Raw genomic sequence first — 8,318 nt, forward strand, 5'->3', positions numbered from 1 at the left:
ATCACTTTACCATCGCCAGATCTTTGCAACAATGCCGGAGAAGCCGGGGTTTGCGGTGCTAATGAAGGGCTTCCTGGGTACCGACCCGTACCAGTGCATCCTGTGCAAGGGCCGACTGCGTTTTGCCGGCGCTCAGGCAGGAACGCAGGCGATGGCATGACTGTCGGAAAGGTTGCGTGGAATGGAGAAAAAGCGATGGTTGCGGATGCCTGAGCCGGATTAGTGTGCCTGAAAAGATGCCATATTTGCAGTACCAGCGGACGGCCCACAGGATAATATGACGCTCAAAATGTCGACCTTTAAATAGGTTCATGTGCTGCTCCTTCAACTAAACAGTGGCATCAGTTTACCATCGCCAGATCTTTGCAACAGTGCCCCCGTTATTAATCCACTGTAATTCGGCTTGCATAGAAACCCTCGGTGATTAACGATACGCTCTTAACCATATCACTGTTCACGGCAGCAGCAGGAAATCTTCGGGAAAGGAATTTATTGAGAGTGGGATCTGGCGTAGGGATCGGGCATGTCCGACCCACGGAACGATATTACGGCTGTGCCACGAAGCCGACGGCTTCATACACTTTCTTCAGGGTTTCCTGCGCCTGAGCACGGGCTTTAGCTGTCCCGTCACGCATCAACTGGTCGAGGAAAGCTTCATCATTGCGGTAGCGGTGATAGTGCTCCTGCAGCTCGCCCAGCATCTGCGATACGGCATCGACCACGGCACCCTTCAGGTGACCATACATCTGGCCGGCGAATTCAGCTTCCAGCTCGGCAACCGGCTTACCGGTCACGCATGAAAGGATATCCAGCAGGTTTGATACGCCCGGCTTCTCTTTCACATCGTAACGCACCACTGGTGGCTCATCGCCGTCGGTCATCGCACGTTTAATCTTCTTCACTACCGACTTCGGATCTTCCAGCAGGTCGATAACGTTATTGCGGTTATCGTCAGACTTGGACATCTTCTTAGTTGGCTCTAGCAGCGACATCACGCGCGCGCCGGATTCCGGAATAAACGGCTCAGGCATTTTGAAGATGTCGCCGTACACCGCGTTAAAGCGCGAAGCGACGTCGCGGATCAGCTCCAGATGCTGCTTCTGGTCTTGACCGACCGGCACCTGAGTGGTCTGATACAGCAGGATATCGGCCGCCATCAGCACCGGGTAATCAAACAGACCGGCGTTGATGTTCTCTCCATAGCGCGCGGACTTGTCCTTGAACTGAGTCATGCGGCTCAGCTCACCGAAGTAGGTGTAGCAGTTGAGGATCCAACCTAGCTGGGTGTGTTCCGGCACGTGCGACTGGACGAAGATGGTGCTCTTTTGCGGGTCAATCCCGCAGGCGAGGTAGAGTGCCAGCGTATCCAGCGTCGCTTTGCGCAGCGCGACCGGATCCTGACGCACGGTAATGGCGTGCAAATCAACGATGCAGTAGATGCAGTGATAGTCATCCTGCATCTGGACCCACTGACGCAGCGCACCCATATAGTTACCGATGGTCAGTTTACCTGAAGGCTGTGCGCCGCTAAATACGATGGGTTTGCTCATATTTCCGTCCTGAATAATTACAGCCCGAGTGCGGGCAACAAATCGTTAAAGTGATCGAGCGTGACGTCAGGTTGACTGGTGGCGATAGGCTCACCGTAGTTGTAGCCGTAGGTCAGACCGATGCAGGGACATCCTGCCGCCTGCGCCGCTAGGATATCATTGCGTGAGTCACCGACAAACACTAACTCGCCCGGCAGCAGGCCAAATTTGCCCAGCACCAAGAACAGCGGTGCCGGATGCGGCTTCTTAGCCACGACATCGTCGCCGCCGATAATCAGCGAAAAATAGTCAGCAATGCCGAGTGAAGTCAGCAGCGGCGTGACAAACGGCGTCGGCTTGTTAGTCACCAGCACCATTGGCAGATTGTGTTTAGCCAGAGCGGCTAGCGTCTCTTTGACCTGCGGATAGAGCAGGCTGCCGCCGTCAACGTGCGAGGCGTAGTGCTGATCCAGCAGCACGCGGGCATCACGTATAAGCGCAGGTGAAGGCGCGTGGCCCAGTGCCCATGTCAGCGCCCGCTCAATCAGAATGTCGGCACCGTTGCCAATCCAAGTCGAGACGCGAGCAATCCCGGCTGCCGGCAGGTTCAGTGCGCTGAGCGCACCATCCACCGCGCCGGTCAGCCCCGGTGCGCTGTCAGTCAGCGTGCCATCGAGATCGAAGGCCAGCGCCCGGATATTAGTGAAATGCCCCATGACGAGATTTCTCCAGTTCTGTCCGCATATCGTCGATCACTTTTTTGTAATCGGGATGACCAAAAATCGCCGAGCCGGCGACAAACATATCGGCGCCCGCTTCTGCGATCGCGCCAATGTTGTCGACTTTGACGCCACCGTCCACTTCCAGACGAATGTCGTAGCCGCTCTGGTCGATAAGTTTACGCACCTGACGCAGTTTGTTCAGCATGCTAGAAATAAACGACTGACCGCAGAAACCGGGGTTAACCGACATCAGCAGGATCACATTAAGCTTATCCATCACATAATCCAGAATGCTGAGCGGCGTGGCCGGATTTAGTACCAAACCCGCTTTACAGCCATGTTCTTTGATCAGCTGTAATGTGCGGTCAACGTGTTCGGATGCTTCAGGATGGAAGGTAATATAGCTAGCACTGGCTTTAGCAAAGTCAGGCACTAGGCGATCGACGGGTTTCACCATCAGATGCACGTCGATAGGGGCGGTTACGCCGTAATCGCGCAGGGCTTTCAGGACCATCGGGCCCATCGTAAGGTTGGGAACGTAATGATTATCCATCACATCGAAATGCACCACATCACCACCGGCAGCCAGTACTTTAGCGGTGTCTTCGCCCAGGCGGGCGAAGTCTGCGGAAAGAATTGATGGGGCAATTAAAAACTGTTTCATCCGTTTCTCCCTAGTTGTGCCTGACGTCAGGCTCTCATCACTGACCAGTATACAGCGCCAGTAACTCATTAACCTTAAGGCGACTTCCGCCAATGCTGCTGATTGAGCGGCGCACTTTGATTTCGTGCAGCTTGGTCGCCGCCTGATACCACTCTCGCGTCAGCGGAGTGTCATGGTTGGAAATTAGCACGGTAATGCTGTTCTCCTGCGCCAACATGGTGGCCAGTTCAGCCAGATGCTGCTGCTCGCGCATGGTGAAGCTGTTGGTGTGGTACGCTGTAAAGTTGGCCGTGGCCGACAGAGGCGCATAGGGTGGATCGCAATACACCACCGTCCCCTGCAGCGCTTTTCCCAGCGTAACATCGTAAGATTCACAGACAAAAGTTGCATGTTGCGCTCGCTCGGCAAACCAGTAAAGCTCATCTTCCGGGAAGTAGGGCTTGCGGTAGCGGCCAAACGGCACGTTTAACTCACCGCTCAGGTTGTAGCGACACAGCCCGTTGTAACAGTGGCGGTTGAGGTAGAGAAACAGCACCGCGCGGCGATAGGCATCATTACACTGATTGAACTCCTGGCGACAGGCATAATAGACCTCGGAGTCATTCCCCTGCGGCGTAAACAGCATGCGCGCATCGGGAACGAACTCATCCGCACGCTCTTTAACAATGTTATAGAGGTTGATGAGATCGCTGTTAATGTCAGCCAAAATGTAGCGGGAATATTGGGTATTGAGGAAGACTGAACCGGCACCGACAAACGGCTCGATCAGGCAATCCCCCTCCGGGAGATTGCGTCGAATATCATCGAGTAACAGGTACTTGCCACCAGCCCACTTCAAAAAAGCGCGATTTTTTTTCATGCCGTCATTTATTAGTTTACTTATCAGGCTGTGGTTACACCGACAGCATATCTGCGCTTTAAATGATCGACGTGCTTTTGGCACGCTTATACACTAAAGGAAATGCCGGGTTACCCCGGGTAAATATCACTTACCGGCTTCTTTTTAACCTGACTGACCGGTTGCGCTAACTTCAGCGAGCAGCGAAGGAACAGCATGCTTAGCCTTGGCCGACGTGCCATAAGAGCTACTAGCACGTATCCGGCTAACCGTTGCGCGTTGTCTGGTACACATGGTAGCCGGATAAATTCTGTTTTTTCGCGCACGGATTCAGCGTGTCCGAGCGTGAAGCATCACTCAGCTGCAGCGTGAAGTTGCCGCCTAGCGTGCCGCCGCTGGCTTGCTCTCTTTCACTGCGGGCTTGCTGGCGGCCGGTTTGTGCGCCGTTGCAGTTTTGCTGTCATGGGTCGCGGCTGGCGTTGTCTGGCGCGCAGGCTGATGGCTCGCCGCTGACGGTTTATTAGTTACCTAGCGCGGAGTTTCACCACTGGGTGCCACCGTTGTTGCGTCGGTAGGCAGGGAAGAACCGTCCTGCCCGGCCTGCGCCGCTGCATCCACCTGCTCCTGATAATTGCTCAGCGCGTTGCTCAGATCGCCAAGCAATTCGACACGCTGCTGGTTGGCAGGCGTCTGCGTCTGCGGCGCATCAGTTGGCGTTGGAGAGATAGGTGGCACGCTGACGTCCTGCGGTGAAGCAGGCTGTCCTGTTGCTGGCGCACTGTTCTCCGTCGTGGTCGGCTGATCGGATTGCCAGCTCATGGAAGAGAAGCCGGAAAGATCGATATTTTTCTCGCCGTCGCCGGTGCTGCCTCCGGTGGCCGGAGCCGCAGGCTGCTGCGCACTTTTCTCACTGCCGCTGTCCGCTGATTTCAGCGCCGAGCCGATGCCCAACAACAGCACCAAGATCCCGATACCCATCATCATATGCTGGAGGGAGACTGGCACTTTATGCGCAGAAGACGCTTTGCGTGGCCGCGTCGGGCGGCGCTCGCTAGTGTCAGGTTTTAACTCGTCCATTTAACCTCCTCCCATAGAGCGGCGTTGCCGCCCAAACCCTGTGGACGGTGATACATCTGTGAGTGTTGCCAGTGGCTGGCTTGCACATTGTTATCAGGACTTTTGGCAATCCTGAATGGATGCTAGCACCATATCATGTGTCACACCGCTACGCACTTCGGCTTTGCCGATTGCCAGTGGCAGTACTAGGCGCAGTTGACCAGCCAGCACCTTTTTATCGCGCATCATGTGCGGCAGATAATCTTCCGCCGCCATGCTTTCTGGTCCGTTCACCGGTAAACCAGCACGCTGCAGCAGCGCGATAATACGGTCGGTATCCTGTGAGCTGAACTGCCCGAGACGCTCGGCATTGCGTGCTGCCATAACCATCCCGGCGGCAACCGCTTCACCGTGCAGCCAGTTACCGTAGCCCATGTGTGCTTCAATCGCATGGCCGTAAGTATGGCCAAGATTTAGCAGCGCACGCAGACCGTGTTCATGTTCATCAGCAGCCACTACCTCAGCTTTCAGTTCGCAGCAGCGGCGAATACAGTACGCTATCGCTGCTCCGTCCAGCGCCAGCAGAGCATCAAGATGCTGCTCCAGCCAGTTAAAGAACTCGCCGTCGAGAATAATGCCATATTTGATCACTTCCGCTAGGCCAGAGGAGAGTTCGCGGGCAGGCAGCGTATTGAGGCAGTCGACATCAACCACCACCGACGCTGGCTGATAAAACGCTCCAATCATATTTTTGCCGAGCGGATGGTTGACGGCGGTTTTGCCACCAACGGAAGAGTCGACCTGCGACAGCAGCGTGGTGGGCACCTGAATAAAGCGTACGCCACGCTGGTAGCTGGCCGCGGCAAAGCCGGTTAAATCGCCGATCACACCGCCACCCAAAGCAATCAGGGTGGTATCACGGCCGTGTGGCTTTGCCAGAAGTGCCGTGAATACTTGGTCGATCACCGCCAGCGTCTTAAACTGCTCGCCGTCCGGTAAAATCACCCGGTCTACCACCACCCCCACGCTTTCAAGGCGAGAACGCAGCGTGTCAAGATAGAGAGGAGCCAGCGTCTGGTTGGTCACCAACATGGCCTGATCGCCCGCTTTAAGCGGCCAAAAAGAAGCCGGATCTGCAAACAACCCGGCGGCGATGGTAATGGGGTAACTGCGCTCCCCAAGAGTTACGGTAATCCTCTCCATGACGCTGTATCACCTTTTTTTTGCTGCGCCCACGCGGGGCCATCAGAGCGTTACTCAGCTCTTTTCTAACATATTGATAATCTGATTAGCGACCACTTTCGCACTCTGATCGTCAGTGCGAATGGTAACGTCGGCAATCTCTTCGTACATTGGATTGCGTTCATCAGCTAATGCTTCCAGCACTTCGCGTGGTGGAGAATCCACCTGCAGCAACGGACGTTTTTTGTCGCGCTGGGTACGTGCCAGTTGCTTTTCGATAGTCGTTTCAAGATACACCACTACGCCACGGGCGGAGAGACGGTTGCGCGTTTCACGCGACTTGACGGAACCGCCACCAGTCGCCAGCACAATGCCCTGGTTTTCAGTAAGTTCATTGATGACTTTTTCTTCGCGATCGCGGAAGCCTTCTTCGCCTTCGACGTCAAAAACCCAGCCCACATCCGCTCCGGTACGTCGCTCAATTTCTTGATCGGAATCAAAAAATTCCATATTGAGTTGTTGAGCTAACTGACGCCCAATAGTGGTTTTGCCGGCACCCATAGGCCCAACCAGAAAGATATTGCGTTTCTCTGCCATTTTTTCGGTATTACTAAGCCAATTCGTTGATGATACCCCGCCTTAAACTAGGCAGGACATGAACTGAAACCTCATGAGCGATAGTGCGAGAGTCAAACTGAAAATTATCTCAACACTGAAGATGTTTTGGCAACCGATTAAATCTACCTTGCCCATTGCATGCAATATTTTGGCGCGTTTCAATCCGCTTCATTTATCAGCCAGATGTGGTTGCATCGGCTACGCCGCTTGCGCACGATAGAAAACGCTTAAAAAGCATTCGCTGCTGCGGGCACCTAGCCCATAATTCAAAATCGCTAAACCTTGTAAGCTAATTCCGCCCTTGCGTCAAACGCAACTGTGACCAATTCAGGGAAAAACATGCAGGTTCTGTCGTTTGGCGCTAGAACTGCATTAGTCACTGAACACTAATCTCGGCGTGATAAAGATCACCAGCTCGCACATTTTTTTGCTCACGTACGTCATGGCAAAAAAGGCCATGGAGCAGCGGAATATCGCCAAGCACGGGTATTTTAGTCCGCCCTGTCGCGCTCTGCTGCTGGAATATGCCCGCCAGCGCCAGCGTCTAACCGTCCTTCAGGACCTGCGTGTCGATCTCCTGCTTATCGATGGTGAGCACCTCATTAACGCCGCTGCACATGTTGCGTTCAGGCATATTTTGCAAAATGTGCAGTTTCAGCAAAATCCGACCATTGGCCTGCACCACCGGCGTCACTTCCATTCCCAGCATCGCTTCTTTAAATTCCATGGTGGTGGAGCCGCTGCTGCCGGTCGCCACCTGCTCTTCTTCGCTTAGCCCCCAGTTCACGTCCAGTTCGCGCAGGTTCTTTTCACTGATGGTGACAATCTGCGCCGCCAGCTCAATCTACTTCAGCGGCACATCCAGCTGGCGCACCCAGCGTTCAACCTCTTTCAGTGCGCGATCGGTATCGCGCAGCAGCAGGCTGTTGGTACGGCTATCCAGCGTAATGCTGCCGCGCGCCGTCATTAGCTGGGCGCGCTGCGTTGACCGCTGCCGCATCCGCATGCTGCAACGTCAGTGTCAGGTTGTGCAGCGGCAGATTTTGCTGTTGTTCCTCACGTCGGGCATAGGCTTTGCGCTGCTCCTTCTGCTGCCAGCTTTCGGGATAGACCAGCAGCACGTTGGCATGCTGCTGCGTTGTCAACCGCCCCATTTTCATCACCAGAGACAGCGCCTGCTGCCACGGCACGCCTTTCAACCGCAGCGAGAGGTTGCCCTCCACCCCGGGTGCCACCACCAGATTCAGCTGCTGATAGTCCGCCAGCGCCTGTAACACTTGGCCGATGGGCGCTTCATCGAACGCCAGTGAGAGTAGGCTGATCAGTGCTAGCCAGAGATAGAGCATCTTGTGCATGTTGTTGTCCTTTTAACGTCAGCTTTGATAACGGGCGGGCAATCCTGCTAGGGGGAAAGCGAGATGCTCAGCCAGTCGATAGCGGCAAGCCGCCATGCGGTCGCCGGCAGCGTGTCGCCGATCTGTCCGTGCGGCGTGCTGCCCTGCGGTGAACGCAGCTAGGCATGGTGGTGGACTGGGCGGCCAATGATGCCAAGCAGGCACCAGCCCACTGCCGCATCACCGGTCACTGGCTGGCAGCGGCTCTCCTGCAAAAAGAAAGGGGCGCGCGCGGGGTGCCAGTGCTCAAGCACCGCCCCGGTGTGCGCCAGCCGGGTCTAGTCCGTCAAGGTGATGTAAATTCACTTACAGCCT

Annotated in this window: 7 protein-coding genes and 3 pseudogenes; 1 reads left to right on the top strand and 9 read right to left on the bottom strand. The window is 55.2% G+C overall.

Translation table 11 applies throughout. The features are described from left to right. Nucleotides 1-235: 235 nt before the first annotated feature. From BBW68_RS17960 to BBW68_RS11060, 9 genes and pseudogenes are all read right to left on the bottom strand, one after another. Nucleotides 236-313: pseudogene (locus BBW68_RS17960) on the bottom strand (IS6 family transposase); the annotation flags it as partial. Nucleotides 314-545: 232 nt separating this feature from the next. Next, nucleotides 546-1,550 carry a tryptophan--tRNA ligase gene (gene trpS / locus BBW68_RS11025; protein ID WP_070135404.1) on the bottom strand — a complete coding sequence of 335 codons (1,005 nt, stop codon included), beginning with the start codon at nt 1,548-1,550 and terminating at the stop codon, nt 546-548. A gap of 17 nt (nt 1,551-1,567) precedes the next feature. Beyond that, nucleotides 1,568-2,245, bottom strand: coding sequence for a phosphoglycolate phosphatase (locus BBW68_RS11030; protein WP_070135405.1), 678 nt, complete (start codon nt 2,243-2,245; stop codon nt 1,568-1,570). Beyond that, nucleotides 2,229-2,915 carry a ribulose-phosphate 3-epimerase gene (gene rpe / locus BBW68_RS11035; protein WP_070135406.1) on the bottom strand — a complete coding sequence of 229 codons (687 nt, stop codon included), beginning with the start codon at nt 2,913-2,915 and terminating at the stop codon, nt 2,229-2,231. The genes BBW68_RS11030 and rpe overlap by 17 nt, the downstream gene beginning before the upstream one ends. 37 nt (nt 2,916-2,952) lie before the next feature. Continuing rightward, the gene (gene dam / locus BBW68_RS11040) at nt 2,953-3,774 is read right to left on the bottom strand and encodes an adenine-specific DNA-methyltransferase (RefSeq protein WP_070135407.1); all 822 of its coding nucleotides are present in this window, start codon (nt 3,772-3,774) and stop codon (nt 2,953-2,955) included. Nucleotides 3,775-3,918: 144 nt separating this feature from the next. Beyond that, nucleotides 3,919-4,830 (bottom strand): annotated as a pseudogene (locus BBW68_RS11045) (SPOR domain-containing protein). A gap of 93 nt (nt 4,831-4,923) precedes the next feature. Continuing rightward, nucleotides 4,924-6,012: a 3-dehydroquinate synthase gene (gene aroB / locus BBW68_RS11050; protein ID WP_070135408.1), complete on the bottom strand. Its 1,089-nt coding sequence runs from the start codon at nt 6,010-6,012 to the stop codon at nt 4,924-4,926. Between the two features lie 54 nt (nt 6,013-6,066). Continuing rightward, entirely contained in the window at nt 6,067-6,588 is a 522-nt protein-coding gene (gene aroK, locus BBW68_RS11055) for a shikimate kinase AroK (RefSeq protein ID WP_070135409.1), read from the bottom strand. Nucleotides 6,589-6,981: 393 nt separating this feature from the next. Further along, nucleotides 6,982-7,964: pseudogene (locus tag BBW68_RS11060) on the bottom strand (secretin N-terminal domain-containing protein). 164 nt (nt 7,965-8,128) lie between these two features. Between BBW68_RS11060 and BBW68_RS19190 the strand changes: the two are divergent. Beyond that, nucleotides 8,129-8,318, top strand: a 190-nt coding sequence (locus BBW68_RS19190) for a hypothetical protein (RefSeq protein ID WP_222563087.1), incomplete at its 3' end; no start/stop codon positions are given.

This window comes from Candidatus Erwinia dacicola, from assembly GCF_001756855.1.
Lineage (GTDB): Bacteria > Pseudomonadota > Gammaproteobacteria > Enterobacterales > Enterobacteriaceae > Erwinia > Erwinia dacicola.

Excerpts from the sequence above, each read along its gene's own strand:
- rpe (WP_070135406.1), bottom strand. The coding sequence starts at position 2,915 with ATGAAACAGTTTTTAATTGCCCCATCAATTCTTTCCGCAGACTTCGCC.
- BBW68_RS11030 (WP_070135405.1), bottom strand. The coding sequence starts at position 2,245 with ATGGGGCATTTCACTAATATCCGGGCGCTGGCCTTCGATCTCGATGGC.
- dam (WP_070135407.1), bottom strand. The coding sequence starts at position 3,774 with ATGAAAAAAAATCGCGCTTTTTTGAAGTGGGCTGGTGGCAAGTACCTG.
- trpS (WP_070135404.1), bottom strand. The coding sequence starts at position 1,550 with ATGAGCAAACCCATCGTATTTAGCGGCGCACAGCCTTCAGGTAAACTG.
- aroK (WP_070135409.1), bottom strand. The coding sequence starts at position 6,588 with ATGGCAGAGAAACGCAATATCTTTCTGGTTGGGCCTATGGGTGCCGGC.
- aroB (WP_070135408.1), bottom strand. The coding sequence starts at position 6,012 with ATGGAGAGGATTACCGTAACTCTTGGGGAGCGCAGTTACCCCATTACC.